Source organism: Burkholderia sp. S171 (assembly GCF_009766085.1).
Taxonomy (GTDB): Bacteria; Pseudomonadota; Gammaproteobacteria; order Burkholderiales; family Burkholderiaceae; genus Caballeronia.
This window is the reverse complement of sequence record NZ_LMUF01000035.1, coordinates 187,512-203,360: the sequence shown is the minus strand read 5'-3', so window position 1 is coordinate 203,360 and position 15,849 is coordinate 187,512. Positions and strand designations below refer to the sequence as shown.

The following is a 15,849-nucleotide window of genomic DNA, read 5'->3' as shown; positions in this document are numbered from 1 at the left end:
TCAGCCCATTACTTGCTCGTGCCGCGCGCTGACGCGGCGCCGGACGCTGACGCGCCTCGGGCTTCGGCTTTTTGTTCGAGTCGCTCGATGCGTTTTTCGACGCGCGCAAGCGCGTCCCGGGCGACCGACAGTTCTGCATTGAACGTGTCGAGGGCGCTGCGGCGCACGAGTTGAGGTTGTTCGTCGAGCAGGTATTCGGCCACCGATTCAAGCAGATTGCGTCCCGAGCGGCGCGCTTGTTCACCGACCTTGCGCACGGTCGAGCCAATGCGGTGAGCGGGACCGTCTCCAATTACACGAGCCAGATCTTCTTCGGGCTCCCAGCGCAGATGTTCGGCCAATTTCGCGATCGTGGTCGCGAACTCCGCGTCGCCTTCTATGCGGACGTGCTTCATCGCAGCCGCCTGGCCGCCTTGCAGGAACGCCGGGATGGCTTCGGTGGGAACCGAGAGGGTAACGTCGAACGTGCGCGCCTCGGTTTCATCGACGGCGGCAATCAGCCCGTCCGGCTGGACCATCAGCAACAGTGAAAACGGTGAGAGTGCCAGCCGCGCGGTCTTGCCGGCGTACGGCGTAAGACGCTCGCGAGCCCAGGATTCGCGCGCGAGCATGTGGTTCACAGCAGCCGCGAACGCTTTCGATGCGGTTCTGGCTGCCGCCTGAGTGGCAGAAGGTGCGGCGGGTTGGGCGAATTCGTCTGCGTGCGTCATCGGCTCTGAGATGAAAAAACCCGCGCAAGCGGTCACTCGCGCGGGTTTCTATTCTACCTTTGCAACTGGCGTTGTCGTTCGGCCCCTGGCAACGCGAACGTCACGTTAGCCTCACGTTAGCCATAAGGCCTACCCTCCAACGCTCGGATGACCGGCTTTTTCAGCCCGTCATTTGGCCCAATTAACTGACCTGTTGGATCCCGGCCAGCAACCAGCCTTCGTTGCCGTACTTCTGCTTCGACAGATTCCAGATCTCGATGAACGGCTCAGCGGCAGCGCCTTCCGTTTCACGAATCAGGCCGTGGAAACGCACACTGGCAAGGCTTTCCGTGCCGCGCTCCTCGACGCCCAGAATGTCCGCGTTGAGTTGGACGACGTCCGTGCGATTCGGCTGCGTACCGCGTGAATCAATGTCCAGCTTCACTTCCGCGAACATTTCCGGCGTGGTGAATTCGCGGATGTCGTTGGAATTGCCTCGATCCCATGCGTCCTGCAAGCGCACGAAATAAACCTTCGCGTTACGCACGAACGCTTCGCTGTCGAAACCTGCGGGGACCTCGACTTGCGGAGCGGCGTCCACGGTGTTCGCGCTGCTCAGCGCAGCCGCGGACGGACCATAACCGCCCTGCGCCGACGGCGGCACATAGCTGGGCTCTTGCGAGTTGAACCCGGTACGTGCCGATCCGCCGAACGGCGAACCTGAGCCTGCGGCTGCATACGCCGGTGTATTGGCGTTTTTCCTGCGGTTCATGATGAAGCGGAACAGCATCACGGCAGCCATCACGATCAACGCGATCATGATCATGTTTGCCATGGCGCCGGCGAACGCGCCGCCAAGACCGAAGTGCGACAGCAACGCGGCAATACCAAGGCCCGCGGCGAGACCGGCGAGCGGCCCCATCCAGCGGTTACGCGCCGGCTGCGCTGCGGCGGCGGCAGGTGCCGCTGCCGGTGCTGCACGCTGGGCATTGGCAGCCTGGCTCGACTGCATGGACTGCGACGGCGGCGTAGCTTGATTCTGTTGCGCTGCACTGGTTGATTGACGCCCCATGCTGCGGCCACCGCCCATGCGGCGTGCCTCAGCATCTTCTGTCATTAAAGCGCCGGCCATGATTACGCCAGCCAGCGCAACGACCCCGGCTTTCCTGAATAACGACTTCAGGAAACCCCGAGTTTGGGGTAAGCGCGAATCGGACATTTCGAATCCTTATAAAAGTGGAACACTAAAATTTTGTCCCGACGTGCAACGCTACCACGCCACCTGACAAATTGTAATATTCGACTCGATCCAATCCTGCGCGTTCCATCATTATTTTTAAGGTTTCCTGATCCGGATGCATCCGGATCGACTCGGCGAGGTAGCGATAGCTATCTGCATCTTTCGCGAATTTGTCGCCAAGCCAGGGCAAAAACTTGAAACTGTAGAGATCGTACGCCTTCTTTAAAGGCTCCCATACCTTCGAGAACTCCAGAACCAGGACGCGGCCGCCCGGCTTTAAAACACGGTACATTTCGGCTAACGCACCATCTTTGTGCGTCATATTACGAAGTCCAAAGGCAACCGTAATGATATCGAAATAATTATCCGGGAACGGGATCTTCTCCGCATCGCAGATCAGGGTCGGCGTGATCACACCGCGATCGATCAGCCGATCTCGTCCGACGCGCAGCATCGATTCGTTGATATCCGTATGCCAGACTTCGCCTTTTTCGCCCGCCTGTTTTGCGAACGCTTTCGCCAGATCGCCCGTCCCGCCTGCCAGATCAAGCACTTTGTAGCCTGGACGAACCTTCGCCTGACCGATCGCGAAGAACTTCCACGCGCGATGCAGCCCGCCCGACATCAGGTCGTTCATCAAGTCGTAATTGCTCGCGACCGAATCGAAAACGCCCGCCACCTTCTTCGCTTTTTCCTGTTCGTCGACCGTTTCAAAACCGAAGTGGGTCTTGCTCATCGCGTTCGTCCTTATCTTGTTCGTGTTATTGGCCGAGCCCGAATGCGGACTGTGGCCGGTTGCCGCGACAAATTGCCGCCGCAAGGTAAAAATCGGTCAGTGGCGATGCCCACCGGACGCTTTTGGCGTCATTGGCGTATCGCGATCCATGCCTGCCGCTTCCAGTTTGGCGAGATAGTCAGCCCAGAGTTCATCTTGACGGACCGCAAGGTCGTGCAGGATGTCCCAGGAATACAGACCGGTATTGTGGCCATCGGAGAAAACGAGTTGCAACGCGTAGTGGCCGACCGGCTCGATCGCGGCAATCAGCACGTCACGCTTGCCCGTTTGCAGCGTTTCCTGTCCCGGGCCGTGACCCTGAACCTCCGCCGAGGGCGAATATACGCGCAACAGCTCGAACGGTATCCGATACGTCTTATCGTTCGCATATTGCAACTCCAGAGCGCGCGTTTTCGAATGCACGACGATGCCCGTCGGAATCGGCGTTTGTTTGGTCAGTCCGCTCATCGTGAGCCTTTATTGAATCAGATAGTCAGTTAGCCGGAGGCCGCCTTGGGTCAGAAGCTCAGCCTCAAAGCCTCAGCCGAACGCCAGCGTCATCTCGGCGCGTACCGCTTCTCGCAGCAAGGTGGCCTGCGCCCGTCGATTCGATAACAACGCCTGAGACACCGTGCGTTGACGCGGCGCCCAGACGGGCAGCGGGAAACGGGAATCGTTGGAATGGCGCGGGATGACGTGCCAGTGAACGTGAGGAACCTGGTTGCCGAGGCTTGCAAGATTGATCTTCGCCGGTGCGATCACGCGACGGATCGCGCGCTCCACGCCATTCACCGCCGTCATCAACTTGAGGCGCGCGGCGTTGTCGAGATCGGACATCTCCGCCACGTGCGCATGCCAGATCACGCGGCAAAAGCCCGGCCACTCGGGCTCATCGGCGAGGACGACGCGCACTGCGTCGTCCGACCACAAGACCTCGCCGCCGTCTTCACGGCAAAAGACACAGTCCATCATTTTCCTCTAGCGAAACAACCCCGGTTCCGCTATTACACCAGCACGCGCTCGATACCGCCATCGTTAGCGCGCGCCACGTAATCTTCCATCCAGCTCGCGCCGAGCACCTTGCGGGCAATTTCCACGACGATGTAATCCGCTTCTATGTTCGCGTCCTCGTTATAACGCGACAAACCCTGCAGGCAGGACGGGCAGCTCGTGAGAATCTTGACGTCGGTCCCGGTGGATTTAGCGCCATCGCCTGCTTTTAGCACTGAACCCGGTGCAGCGCCCGCCGTTCCCGCCGACGCGTTCGCCAGATTGATGCCGTTCGCACCCGCTTCGCCGACGAGCGGAATGTCGCGCAGCTTGGCCGCGCCCTTGCGGATTTCCTCTTCCTTGCGGAAACGCACTTGCGTGGAGATGTCCGGCCGCGTGACCGCGAGCGTGCCCGATTCGCCGCAGCATCGATCATTCTTCTCGATCTTGTAGCCGTCGTGCGCCGAACCCATGATTTCATTCACGAGCTTGATCGGGTCCATCGTCTTGATCGGCGAGTGGCAGGGATCGTGATACATGTAGCGCGTACCCGTCACGCCTTCCAGCCTGATGTTCTTTTCCAGCAGGAATTCGTGGATATCGATAATCCGGCAGCCCGGGAAAATCTTCTCGAATTCGTACCCGGCCAGTTGGTCGTAGCAAGTCCCGCACGACACCACCACCGTCTTGATATCCAGATAGTTCAGCGTATTGGCCACACGGTGGAACAACACGCGGTTATCGGTGACGATCTTCTCGGCTTTATCGAATTGACCCGCGCCGCGTTGCGGATAACCGCAGCACAGGTAACCCGGCGGCAGTACCGTCTGCACGCCCGCTTCCCAGAGCATGGCTTGGGTGGCGAGACCGACTTGCGAAAACAAGCGCTCCGAGCCGCAGCCCGGGAAGTAGAAGACCGCTTCCGTGTCCGAGGTCGTGGTCTTCGGATTGCGGATGATCGGGACGATCTTGTTGTCCTCGATATCGAGCAACGCGCGCGCCGTCTTCTTCGGCAGGTTGCCCGGCATCTTCTTGTTCATGAAGTGGATGACTTGCTGCGTCACCGGCGGCTTGCCGACCGTTGCCGGAGGTTTCGCCGTCTGCTTCTTCGCAAACTTCTTCAGCACTTCATTGCCTAGGCGCTGCGCCTTGTAACCGACGCCCATCATCGCCGTGCGGGCGAGGTTGATGGTCTGCGGGTTCGTCGCATTCAGGAAGAACATGCCGGCGGCGTTGCCCGCGTTGAACTTCTTCTTGCCCATCTTGCGCAGCAGGTTGCGCATGTTCATGGTGACATCGCCGAAATCGATCTTCACCGGGCACGGCGTCACGCACTTGTGGCAGACGGTGCAGTGATCGGCGACGTCGTTGAATTCGTCCCAATGCTTGATGGATACCCCGCGGCGGGTCTGCTCTTCATACAAGAACGCCTCGACCAGCAGCGATGTCGCGAGGATCTTGTTGCGCGGGCTATAAAGCAGGTTCGCGCGCGGCACGTGGGTCGCGCAGACCGGCTTGCACTTGCCGCAACGCAGGCAGTCCTTGATGGAATCCGCGATCGCGCCAATATCCGACTGCTGCATGATCAGCGATTCATAACCCATCAAGCCGAAGCTCGGCGTGTAGGCGTTGCGCAGATCGGCGCCTGCGAGCAGCTTGCCCGCGTTGAAACGGCCTTCCGGATCGACGCGTTGCTTGTACTCGCGGAACTCCGCGATTTCGTCTTCGGTCAGGAACTCCAGCTTCGTGATGCCGATGCCGTGTTCGCCCGAAATCACGCCGTCGAGATCCCGCGCCAACTTCATGATGCGAGCAACGGCGACGTGCGCGTCCTGCAGCATCTCGTAGTTGTCGGAGTTGACGGGAATATTGGTGTGGACGTTGCCATCGCCGGCGTGCATGTGAAGCGCGACGAATACGCGACCACGCAGAACCTTCTTATGGATGTTTTGCGCTTCTTCGAGGATGGGCTTGAACTCGCCGCCGTTGAAGATGTGGCGCAATTCGGCGCGGATTTCCTGCTTCCAGGAGATGCGAATCGTGCGGTCTTGCGCGACGTCGAACACGCGGACGCCCGGCTGTGAATCCACGCGATCGGCCATCTTCTCGGCCAGCCCTTCGTAGCCGAGCTGAACCATATAGTGCTGCGCTTCGCGCAACGGCAGATCCAGCTTCTCGCCGACAAACGTCCAGCGTTCACGCACACGCTGAAGCAGATCGAGCGCTTGCTGCACGCGGTCTTCGAGCAATTCTGCGCTCGGGATTTCGTTGGCGTCGTCGCTCTTTCCGAGCGGCAGCTTGCCCGTCTTGAAGAACGTTTCGAGGGCATCCACGAGTTGCAGCTTGTTCTTGATCGACAACTCGATGTTGATCCGCTCGATCCCGTCGGTGTACTCACCCATGCGGTTCAGCGGGATCACGACGTCTTCGTTGATCTTGAACGCGTTCGTATGCTTGGCGATAGCGGCCGTGCGCGAGCGATCGAGCCAGAAGCGTTTGCGCGCTTCGGCGTTCACCGCGACAAAGCCTTCGCCGCTCTTGCCGTTCGCCATGCGCACGACTTCTGACGTGGCGTGGGCGACTGCATCGGGATCGTCACCGACGATATCGCCAATCAGCACCATCTTCGGAAACGCGTTGCGCTTGCTCTTGGTCGCGTAACCGACAGCGCGCAGATACCGTTCGTCGAGATGTTCGAGACCGGCGAGAATCGCGCCGCCCTTCTTCGATGTCTCGAACAAGTAATCCTTGATTTCCACGATGCTCGGAATCGCGTCGCGCGCCTGACCGAAGAATTCGAGGCAGACGGTGCGCGTATGCGCGGGCATTTTGTGCAGGATCCATCGCGCCGATGTAATCAGCCCATCGCAACCTTCCTTCTGCACGCCCGGCAGACCCGACAGGAATTTATCTGTCACGTCCTTGCCAAGCCCTTCCTTGCGGAATTTGCTGCCGGCAATATCGAGCGATTCGGTACGCAGCAACTTCTCGCCCGGCGCCCGCGATCCATCGAACCAGTCGAGCCGGAAACGCGCCACGGGGATGTCGTGAATCTTGCCGCAGTTGTGATCCAGGCGCGTGACTTCGAGCCAGTCGCCCTGCGGGTCGACCATGCGCCACCAGGCGAGGTTATCCAGCGCCGTGCCCCACAGCACGGCCTTTTTGCCGCCGGCGTTCATCGCGACATTGCCGCCGACGCACGATGCATCCAGCGACGTAGGATCGACGGCGAATACGAAACCGGCCTGTTCGGCAGCTTCCGTTACGCGACGCGTGACCACGCCCGCGCCCGAGAAAATGGTCGCGACTTTATGGTCGACGCCCGGCAGATCCGTCATTTCCACGGGTCCGAGTTGCTCGAGCTTTTCGGTATTGATAACAGCCGCGAACGGCGTCAAAGGAATCGCGCCGCCGGTGTAGCCCGTGCCGCCCCCGCGCGGAATCACGGTCAGCCCGAGTTCGAAACACGCCTTGATCATGCCGGCGATTTCCGCCTCGGTGTCCGGCGTCAGCACGACGAACGGATATTCGACACGCCAGTCGGTTGCGTCCGTCACGTGGGAGACGCGCGACAGGCCATCGAACTTGATGTTGTCTTTCTCGGTGACTTTGCCCAAGACCTTCGATGCCTTCTTGCGCAGATCGTAGGTTTGCTCGAACTCTTTCTTGAAATCTTCCACCGCCCGGCAGGCAGCGCTGATCAGTATTTCCACACGCGCTGCGCGATCCCGCCCGGCATCGTCCTGATGCTGCGACAAATCCGCTTTACGACGCTTTTCGATATCGCCCAGGCGGTGATTCAACGCTTCGATCAGCAATGCGCGCCGTTTCGGGTTATCGAGCAGGTCGTCCTGCAGATACGGGTTACGACGCACAACCCAGATATCGCCGAGCACTTCGTAGAGCATGCGCGCCGAGCGGCCCGTGCGGCGTTCGCTGCGCAGAATGGCCAACGCGGCCCACGCTTCCTCGCCCAGCAGGCGAATGACGATTTCGCGATCGGAGAAAGACGTGTAGTTATAGGGAATTTCGCGCAGGCGCGGCTCGGTATCCAGGGCCACGGCATGCGCGGCGCCGTTCGGATCGAAGGCTTGGGGTGCGTTCATATTCGACAGTTCGGTGAGCCGGCCCTTGCGCTGACGATAAGGTCACGAGCAGCGCTATAGCCGGCATTGCGCGGGGAGGCGCAGATTTTCGAGTGATACTTTTTTGTGAAGGTGCTCGCCGGCAGGGGGTGGCGAACGATGCAAAACCTTCGGAGGTGCCGGAATCAGCGGCACGATCGCTGATGACGCGCATGCCGTTCCGAAGCCGCGTGGATAGCGCAGCAGAGCGCGCAGCACTCGCGTAGAGCGTCGCGGGGAACATGCGTCAAAAAGCCGGTCCGGGACTGCCGTTGCATCTTCCGATCCTGTATCGAAAAAGGAATTCTAACCCATCGGGATGTTTGCCGTTCGCAGCCGGTAGCGGGTTGAAGGGCTTTATGCATGCCAATTTTCGACGGATTTTTGATGGTTTTTTCACCGTCGCGTGGGATTTTCGCGGGCATTGGGGGCCGGAGCGTGACGGTCGGGGTTGAGGCCTCGGGTTGGGAATGACGTCAGGCTGCTGGTTGGCGGGTCCGTGGTCGAAGTCAACGCCGCTACGTTCGCCGGCGTGCCCCTGCGCTATTATTGACGTTTTCGCTCACAAAAAATGGCGCGCACAGCCGCGCGCGAACGGCTCCGGAATGACACACCCCGATTACCTCAAGAAAGTCCTGACTGCGCGCGTCTACGATGTCGCCCGCGAAAGCGAGCTCGAACCCGCCCGCAACTTGTCCGCGCGGCTGCACAACTCGGTCTACCTGAAGCGCGAAGACAACCAGCCGGTGTTCTCGTTCAAGATTCGCGGCGCGTACAACAAGATGGTGCAGCTTTCCGCTGACGTGCTGGCACGCGGCGTGATTACGGCGTCGGCGGGAAATCATGCTCAGGGCGTCGCTTATTCAGCCACGCGGCTCGGCTGCAAAGCGGTCATCGTCGTGCCGGTTACCACGCCCCAAGTCAAGATCGACGCCATGCGCGCGTTCGGCGGCCCGACCGTGGAAGTCGTCCAGCATGGCGAATCCTATAGCGACGCGTACGGCCATGCCGTCAAGTTGCAGGCAGAGCGCGGCCTGACCTTTGTTCATCCGTTCGATGACCCGGACGTTATCGCCGGCCAAGGCACCGTCGCGATGGAAATCCTGCGACAGCACCAAGGCCCGATCTACGCCATCTTCGTGCCCATCGGCGGCGGCGGGCTCGCGGCGGGCGTCGCGGCGTACGTCAAAGCGGTGCGCCCGGAGATCCGCGTCATTGGCGTGCAGGCCATCGACTCGTGCGCGATGAAGCAATCCATCGAGGCAGGCGAGCGCGTCACGCTGGCCGAAGTCGGGCTGTTCGCCGATGGCACGGCGGTAAAACTCGTCGGCGAGGAAACGTTCCGGCTGTGCCGCGAGTTGCTCGACGAAGTCATTACAGTGGACACCGACGCCCTCTGCGCCGCAATCAAGGACGTCTTCCAGGACACGCGCAGCGTGCTGGAACCGTCGGGAGCGCTGGCGGTTGCGGGTGCGAAGCTATACGCAGAACGCGATGGGCTCGAAGCGCAGACGCTGATCGCCGTGACGTCCGGTGCGAACATGAACTTCGATCGCATGCGCTTTGTCGCCGAACGGGCCGAAGTGGGCGAAGCGCGCGAAGCGGTGTTCGCGGTGACCATTCCGGAAGAACGCGGCAGTTTCAAGCGGTTTTGCGAGCTTGTCGGTACCCGTAGCGTGACCGAGTTCAACTATCGGATTGCCGATGCCCACGCCGCCCATATCTTCGTCGGCGTGCAGATCAAGACGCGCGGCGAAGCGGTGCAGATGGCGAACGCGTTTATCGAACACGGATTTGCTACGGTCGATCTCAGCCACGACGAGTTGTCGAAGCAACATATCCGCTACATGGTGGGCGGCCATTCGCCGCTCGCGCAAGACGAACGGCTGCTGCGTTTCGAATTCCCCGAGCGCCCGGGCGCGCTGATGAAATTCCTCTCGTCGATGGCGCCGAACTGGAATATCAGCCTGTTCCACTACCGGAACCAGGGCGCGGATACGAGTTCGATTCTCGTTGGCGTTCAAGTGCCGGCGACGGATAACGCGGCGTTCGGGCAATTCCTTGCGACCTTGGGTTATCAGTGGTGGGACGAAGGCGCGAACCCCGTCTACAAGCTGTTCCTGGCCTGACGAGCGGACGAGCGCATGGCCTTCACGCTGGACGACAAGCTGGTGGTCGCGATTTCATCGCGGGCGCTGTTTGATTTCGAAGAAGAGAACGAAGTCTACGAAGCCGGCGACTTGCGTGAATACGAGGCGCTGCAGCGTTCGCGGCTCCATGTTCCGGCTACGCCGGGCATTGCGTTCTCGCTGATCGAGAAGTTGCTTGCGTTAAATGTGGACGGCGAGCGTCGCGTCGAGGTGGTGATCTTGTCGCGCAGCGATCCCATCAGCGGCTTGCGCGCGTTCAGTTCGTGCAAGGAGCACGGCTTGGCGATCGAGCGCGGGGTCTTTACGCGCGGTGAATCGCCGTTCCGGTATCTGGAGCCGTTCCAAGCCTCGCTGTTTCTATCGGCCAATTCCGCCGATGTCCGCGATGCCCTCGCCGCCGGCTTTCCCGCTGCGACGGTCGTGCCGCGAGCGCCGCTTGCCGCGAGCCGGTATCCTGACGAAATTCGGATTGCTTTCGACGGCGATGCCGTGCTTTTCTCCGACGAAGCCGAGCAAGTGTTCCAGGCGCAAGGTCTGCCCGCGTTTGTGGCGCATGAAGTCGGCAAGAAAGATCTGGCGTTGGCGAACGGTCCGCTGAAACCGTTGCTGGAAGCGCTTCACAAGCTGCAAAAACTTAGCCACGACACAACCCGGATGCGGATTCGCACGGCGCTTGTCACGGCGCGATCGGCGCCGGCGCACGAGCGGGCGATCCGGACGTTGATGGACTGGAACATCGAAATCGACGAAGCGATGTTCCTCGGTGGATTGGACAAAGGCCCGTTCCTGGGCAAGTTCGAACCCGATTTTTTCTTCGACGACCAAATTGGCCATTGCGAGTCGGCCCGCGTCGTGACAGCGACGGGGCACGTTCCGAATGGCATATCGAACGCATCATCATGAATACGCCCGAACACTCTCCTCTTGGCAAGCCGGTTCAGTACGCCGAACGGTACGATCCGACGCTGCTTTTTCCCATTGGCCGAAAGTCGGGCCGCGACGCGCTCGGGCTCACGGGTCCGCTTCCGTTCTTCGGCACCGATATCTGGAATGCCTACGAGCTTTCATGGCTGAACAAGAAGGGCAAACCGCAGATCGCGGTGGCGACGTTTATCGTGCCGGCGGATTCGCCGAGTATTGTCGAGTCGAAGTCATTCAAGCTGTATCTGGGATCTTTCTCGCAGACGGCTTTTGATTCTATCGATGAGGTTCGTGCGGCGATTCGCAAGGACGTTTCCGCGGTGTGCGGTGCGAATGTGTCGGTGCAGCTTGTCGCGCCTTATGAGTTTGGCGTGAAGCTCAAGATGGAAGAGTTTGAGGGTTTGTCGCTGGATCGGCTGGATCTGGATGCCGATGTCTATGCCCCCGATCCCTCGTTACTGCGCGCGTCTTTTGGCGAATCGCCGGTCGATGAGACGCTGTTTTCCAATCTGCTGAAATCGAATTGTCCGGTGACCGGGCAACCGGATTGGGGCAGCGTGCAGATTCGTTATGTCGGCGCGCCAATCGATCACGCGGGATTGCTGCGATATATCATTTCTTATCGCGAACATACCGGGTTTCATGAGCAATGCGTTGAACAGATATTTCTGGATGTGATGCGCGAATGCAAGCCAGAAAGATTAGCCGTCTATGCGCGATACACCCGGCGCGGCGGTCTGGATATCAATCCGTTTCGGACTAACTTTAATCTGCCATTGCCGAATAACGCGCGGTTGGCGCGGCAGTGAGAGTGTCGTTCATTGATACGTGAATGTGAACGTGGCCTTGCCGACCACGGTTCCCGGGGTCAGTGGTCCTACTCTTATATAACGAGCGGTGAACGGGATGTGCGTAACGCCGGACATCACTCCTAGTCCGATAGTGTTAATAGTGGCGACATTACTGTTGGTGTACGTATAAGGCGCTGGACTGTAGTGTACAAGGGTTCCATTAGAAAGAATCTGGATAGCAACGCCGGTGGCAGTCGATCCGGGTGCAAGCGTTAATTCGGTTGTTTGATTTGACGGATTCGCAACATCGGTAAGCGTTATCTGCGGATTTGCGCTTCCTTCGCAATTCAGGTCGATGCCAAAGGCGGTCGGGTAAGCGGTAGATCCTACAGCGGGAAGTTCCGGCACATGAACGTTTTGAAGCGGCACGACTATATCGACGCCCAAGACTTTGCAGGCAGGAACAGTAGCGGAAGTTATCGTATAACTAAAATTTAAGCCACTTTTGGTCGCGTTGCCGGCATTTGCATATTCCGTGCTCGACACGGTAAGGTAGCTTGAAATAGTGAAGGTACCAAGATCCACCGATGCCGTGATCTTGACCAGCTCGAACGCGCCGCCAATTACGCTTGTGCCAGTTAGGGTTGCAGGGCCAAAATCGAAAATACCGGAACTCGTACGCGCGATAAGCGATCCATCAGCGCCTCTGATACGAAATCCTATGCCCGCTCCCATTCCAGTAGTCGTATAAACGTTCGTAAGGCCAGGTACAGGAGTCGCTGTCGCGGTTCCCGCCCACATGACCGCGACCCAGCGCTTCCCTGCGGCGAACGTATTGGTACAGGTAATAGCGACATTAAAGCTCGCTGCCGCGCCCGGAATAGGCTGCCCGACGGCTAACGTGACAGGCACCCCTACGTTAGGTAGATTGACGGCCATAGGCAGGGGTGCTGTGCAATCGCTGTATATAGCAAATGCCGAACTCGCGAAGAAAAGCATCTTCAGCACGAGGATGCCACGTAATAATCGTGCAAGTCGACTGGAAAGCATTGAAAGCACTCTGAACGATCAACATCGACCAATTCGACCAGTATTACTTACGATGTCCACATCGTCATCCGGATCATACGAAAAAATATTTACTCATGAAACCTATTAAACTTCGTTTAATAGAATCGAAATTTTCATCGAAAGATTATTTCACGCTAGCAGCAAATCTATCGCACAGTCAGTGCTAGCGTAATAATCACTTCGCGTCAGAAGCGCGTGCAGCCGACTTCTTATACGCCACGCAATCCACTTCAACCTTGCAGTCGATCACCATCGAAGAAACCACGCAAGCGCGTGCCGGCGGATGTTCACCAAAGTATTCCTTGAACACTTTATTAAACGAAGCGAAGTCGCGCGGATCATCGAGCCAAACGCCGCAACGAACAACATGTTCAGCGCCATACCCTGCTTCCTTCAAAATCGCGAAAACGTTTTGAATAGTTTTATGCGATTGCGCAACAATCCCGCCTTCAATTACTTCGCCATTTTCCATCGGCGTCTGGCCGGAAACAAAAAGCCATCCATCCGCTTCAACAGCCCGCGAAAACGGCATGACCGCGCCGCCTTGTCCTTTACCGCCTTCCACGCCATATCGTTTCATCGCATTACTCCAGGAATCAATTAAAAATGTCCGAGCGCATCGAGTTTGGAACCCTCGCCACGCGCCACAAAATGTCCTGCTCTCAACCCCGTCACCGCGCCGTCGAGATATGAAAGCACCCCATTCACCCAAACCGCATCGATGCCATCAGCCGCCTGCCGAGGCTCGGCGAACGTTGCGGTGTCGCTAACCTTGTCGGCATCGAAGAGAACGAGATCCGCGTGATATCCCACTTGAATCTGACCGCGCTCGCTCAAACCAAACCGCCGCGCCGATAACCCCGTCATCTTCCGCACCGCTTCTTCGAGCGCGATCAGCGACGTATCCCGCGCGTAATGCCCCAGCACCCGTGGAAACGCACCCCATAGACGGGGATGCGGCAGCGGATCATTCGGCAAACCATCAGAACCGACCATGGTTGCGGGATGCGACAGAATCCGCCGCACATCGTCTTCCGACATGTTGTGATAAACCGCCCCCGCCGGCTGCAAGCGCTTGCCCGCCCCCGGCTGCGTCACGCCCCATTCGGCTGCAATCGCGGAGATCAACTTCCCCGCCATCTCCGGATGCGGCTCCGACCACGTGATCGTGATGTCAATATCGCCGGTCACCTGTTTCACATCGAGCGTCGAAGAACTCCGGTTGTACGGATAACAATCGCATCCCACCGGCTGCCCCTCGCGCTTCGTGTCAAGCGACTGCAATACTTCAACGCTACGCCCCCAGTTCGATGGCCCCGCGCACTTCAAATGCGAGATCACGACAGGAATGCGCGCGTGCTTGCCGACCTGATACGCCTCATCCATTGCGTCGAGGATCGCGTCGAATTCGGTGCGCATGTGCGTGGTGTACAGCGCTCCGGCCTTGGCTAAAGGCTCGGCCAGCGCCATCACTTCTTCCGGCGGTGCACTAAACGCCGAGCCATAGGCAAGACCGCTGCTCAACCCAAGCGCACCGTGCGACAGCGCTTCTTCGAGCTGAGCGCGCATACCATCGATTTCCTCCGCCGAAGCGCCGCGATCAAGCCGGTCCATATGGTTGTTGCGCAACGCCGTATGCCCGATCAACGCGCCCACGTTCACGGCCGGCCGCGCGTGATTCACCGCATCGATATAAGCCGCAAACGTCGGATACTGAAAGTCGCCCTGAGCGCCGAGCAGGTTCATCGGATCGGGGGGATCGCCCTTCAACGTTACCGGCGACGCGCTGATGCCGCAATTGCCGACAATCACTGTCGTCACGCCTTGCGATATCTTCGGCAGCATCTGCGGCGATCGAATGACGTGGGTATCGTCGTGCGTATGGACATCGATAAAACCCGGCGCCAGCACTCGGCCTTCTGCTTCAACGACGTTCTCCGCCGTCCAGCCGGTTAGCTCACCGATCGCGACAATCCGGCCATCCTTCACCGCCACATCGCCCTGCCCCCCCGGCGCACCCGTTCCGTCGATCACCCGCGCGCCTTTGATCAGCGTATCGACGTGCTCTCCATCCGATGTCATGCTCTATCTCCTCAAAATTTGCGCGTTTGTTTGAGCGCAGGTCAATCGCCCAAAGGCTGACGTTCATCGACGCCACCACCACGATAAGCATCCAGCGCGTGTTTCATGCGCCGCAAAAGCTCGCGGCTCGTATCGCCTTGCTTCACGGCAAGTTCAGTGACGAGCAGATCGAGCGCCATCAACATGGCGTAACGCGACGTCGAAGGCTTGTAAATAAAATCGGTTTCTTTCGCGATGATCGGAATCAGCCAGTCGGCCAGTTGCGCGAGCGGCGACGCGGGCGCCGTCAGCGCAATCACCCGCGCACCGTACTCCCGCGCGATCCGGCAACTCTCGACCATTTCGGGCGTCTGCCCCGTCACCGATAACGCCACCACCACATGCTCACGCGAGAGCGTTGCGGCGACCATCCGCTGCAGCAAACCATCCTGATACGACGCCACCGGGCGGCCCAGTCGAACCAGGCGAAAGCGCATTTCATCGGCCAAAGCGGTCGAGCCTCCGCCCATGCCGAACACGTAGATCATTTGTGCATCGGCGAGCGCATCGGCGGCGGCGGCAATTGGCGCGGCTCGCAACGCGCCGCGATTGTGAGCGAGCGTGGTCTGGATATCGTCGAAAATACGGGCGGCGAGTGAATCGGCGGGATCGTCGGCGCCGGTTTCATCATACGAACCGCCGCGCAAAAACCGCTGGCCGACCGCCGCCGCCTGAGCCAGCCGCAATTTGAGCTCGCGCACGTCATGGCATCCGACCGCCTTCGCGAAGCGCGTCACGGTCGCAATGCTAACCTCGGCTTTTTTTGCGAGCGCACCGATGCTGGCGCGCGATGCGCCGGTCAAATCGTCGAGAATAAGCGCCGCGACCTTTCGCTCCGCCGAACGCAATTCGGGCGCGCGCTCGGCAATCCGGGCGACGATATCGAAGGCTGGCGGTTCGGACGACATGTTCATGAAAACCCTTTCGGCACGCTTGGTACTAAATAACAATGTCTGGGGCATCGTACTTTCTGTACC

General features: G+C 59.3%; 13 protein-coding genes. 3 read left to right on the top strand and 10 right to left on the bottom strand.

The genetic code is table 11. The annotated features are described in order from the left end of the window. Positions 1-8: 8 nt before the first annotated feature. The 6 genes from GSQ93_RS19160 to GSQ93_RS19135 all read right to left on the bottom strand — a co-directional run bounded on the left by GSQ93_RS19160 (position 9) and on the right by GSQ93_RS19135 (position 7,800). Positions 9-611: an SCP2 domain-containing protein gene (locus GSQ93_RS19160; protein ID WP_254073941.1), complete on the bottom strand. Its 603-nt coding sequence runs from the start codon at positions 609-611 to the stop codon at positions 9-11. A gap of 280 nt (positions 612-891) precedes the next feature. Then, positions 892-1,908: a Tim44 domain-containing protein gene (locus GSQ93_RS19155; protein ID WP_158937220.1), complete on the bottom strand. Its 1,017-nt coding sequence runs from the start codon at positions 1,906-1,908 to the stop codon at positions 892-894. A 25-nt stretch (positions 1,909-1,933) separates the two neighbouring features. Further along, positions 1,934-2,665, bottom strand: a complete 732-nt coding sequence (ubiE, locus tag GSQ93_RS19150; RefSeq protein ID WP_031357560.1) for a bifunctional demethylmenaquinone methyltransferase/2-methoxy-6-polyprenyl-1,4-benzoquinol methylase UbiE — start codon at positions 2,663-2,665, stop codon at positions 1,934-1,936. A gap of 96 nt (positions 2,666-2,761) precedes the next feature. After that, positions 2,762-3,172: a gamma-butyrobetaine hydroxylase-like domain-containing protein gene (locus GSQ93_RS19145; RefSeq protein ID WP_158937219.1), complete on the bottom strand. Its 411-nt coding sequence runs from the start codon at positions 3,170-3,172 to the stop codon at positions 2,762-2,764. A 72-nt stretch (positions 3,173-3,244) separates the two neighbouring features. Beyond that, a complete protein-coding gene (locus tag GSQ93_RS19140; protein WP_158937292.1) occupies positions 3,245-3,673 on the bottom strand; it encodes an HIT family protein in 429 nt (142 codons plus the stop codon). A 35-nt stretch (positions 3,674-3,708) separates the two neighbouring features. After that, positions 3,709-7,800, bottom strand: coding sequence for a DUF3683 domain-containing protein (locus GSQ93_RS19135; protein WP_158937218.1), 4,092 nt, complete (start codon positions 7,798-7,800; stop codon positions 3,709-3,711). A 623-nt stretch (positions 7,801-8,423) separates the two neighbouring features. Here GSQ93_RS19135 and ilvA point away from each other — a divergent pair. From ilvA to queF, 3 genes are read left to right on the top strand one after another with little or no spacing between them, the layout of a single operon-like run. After that, on the top strand, positions 8,424-9,947 hold the full coding sequence (ilvA, locus tag GSQ93_RS19130; protein ID WP_158937217.1) for a threonine ammonia-lyase, biosynthetic: 1,524 nt from the start codon (positions 8,424-8,426) through the stop codon (positions 9,945-9,947). Positions 9,948-9,962: 15 nt separating this feature from the next. Further along, positions 9,963-10,871, top strand: a complete 909-nt coding sequence (locus tag GSQ93_RS19125) for a 5'-nucleotidase (RefSeq protein ID WP_158937216.1) — start codon at positions 9,963-9,965, stop codon at positions 10,869-10,871. Further along, the gene (queF, locus tag GSQ93_RS19120) at positions 10,868-11,698 is read left to right on the top strand and encodes an NADPH-dependent 7-cyano-7-deazaguanine reductase QueF (protein ID WP_158937215.1); all 831 of its coding nucleotides are present in this window, start codon (positions 10,868-10,870) and stop codon (positions 11,696-11,698) included. Before GSQ93_RS19125 ends, queF begins: the two co-directional genes overlap by 4 nt. Positions 11,699-11,707: 9 nt before the next feature. Here queF and GSQ93_RS19115 read toward each other — a convergent pair whose 3' ends face one another. From GSQ93_RS19115 to GSQ93_RS19100, 4 genes are all read right to left on the bottom strand, one after another. Continuing rightward, positions 11,708-12,730 (bottom strand): fimbrial protein, encoded by a 1,023-nt coding sequence (locus tag GSQ93_RS19115; RefSeq protein ID WP_158937214.1) that lies wholly within the window; start codon positions 12,728-12,730, stop codon positions 11,708-11,710. 196 nt (positions 12,731-12,926) lie between these two features. Beyond that, a complete protein-coding gene (locus GSQ93_RS19110; RefSeq protein ID WP_158937213.1) occupies positions 12,927-13,331 on the bottom strand; it encodes a RidA family protein in 405 nt (134 codons plus the stop codon). A 20-nt stretch (positions 13,332-13,351) separates the two neighbouring features. Continuing rightward, complete coding sequence (locus GSQ93_RS19105) at positions 13,352-14,833, bottom strand: amidohydrolase family protein (protein WP_158937212.1); 1,482 nt, start codon at positions 14,831-14,833, stop codon at positions 13,352-13,354. A 41-nt stretch (positions 14,834-14,874) separates the two neighbouring features. Then, the gene (locus GSQ93_RS19100; RefSeq protein WP_158937211.1) at positions 14,875-15,786 is read right to left on the bottom strand and encodes a MurR/RpiR family transcriptional regulator; all 912 of its coding nucleotides are present in this window, start codon (positions 15,784-15,786) and stop codon (positions 14,875-14,877) included. Positions 15,787-15,849 lie beyond the last annotated feature (63 nt).